The 584-nt window shown below is 46.2% G+C and carries 2 tRNA genes and 1 rRNA gene; all 3 read left to right on the forward strand.

What is annotated here, in order from left to right:
* Positions 1-71 (forward strand): 16S ribosomal RNA (locus AAYN39_RS10620); the annotation flags it as partial.
* Positions 72-140: 69 nt separating this feature from the next.
* Positions 141-217, forward strand: a tRNA-Ile gene (locus tag AAYN39_RS10625).
* A gap of 111 nt (positions 218-328) precedes the next feature.
* A tRNA-Ala gene (locus AAYN39_RS10630) sits at positions 329-404 on the forward strand.
* The last annotated feature ends 180 nt before the right edge of the window (positions 405-584 follow it).

Here is a 584-nt window from a genome sequence, read left to right on the forward strand (position 1 = left end):
TGTGATTCATGACTGGGGTGAAGTCGTAACAAGGTAACCGTAGGGGAACCTGCGGTTGGATCACCTCCTTACCTTAAAGAAGCGTACTTTGCAGTGCTCACACAGATTGTCTGATGAAAAACGAGCAGTAAAACCTCTACAGGCTTGTAGCTCAGGTGGTTAGAGCGCACCCCTGATAAGGGTGAGGTCGGTGGTTCAAGTCCACTCAGGCCTACCAGATTTTCCCTGAATACTGCGTTGTGAAATAACTCACATACTGATGTATGCTTCGTTATTCCACGCCTTGTCTCAGGAAAAATTATCGGTAAAGAGGTTCTGACTACACGATGGGGCTATAGCTCAGCTGGGAGAGCGCCTGCTTTGCACGCAGGAGGTCTGCGGTTCGATCCCGCATAGCTCCACCATCTCGTGAGTGTTTACGAAAAAATACTTCAGAGTGTACCTGAAAGGGTTCACTGCGAAGTTTTGCTCTTTAAAAATCTGGATCAAGCTGAAAATTGAAACACAGAACAACGAAAGTTGTTCGTGAGTCTCTCAAATTTTCGCAACACGATGATGAATCGAAAGAAACATCTTCGGGTTGT

The sequence above is a fragment of the Salmonella sp. K21076 genome, from assembly GCF_039650795.1.
GTDB lineage: Bacteria > Pseudomonadota > Gammaproteobacteria > Enterobacterales > Enterobacteriaceae > Salmonella > Salmonella enterica.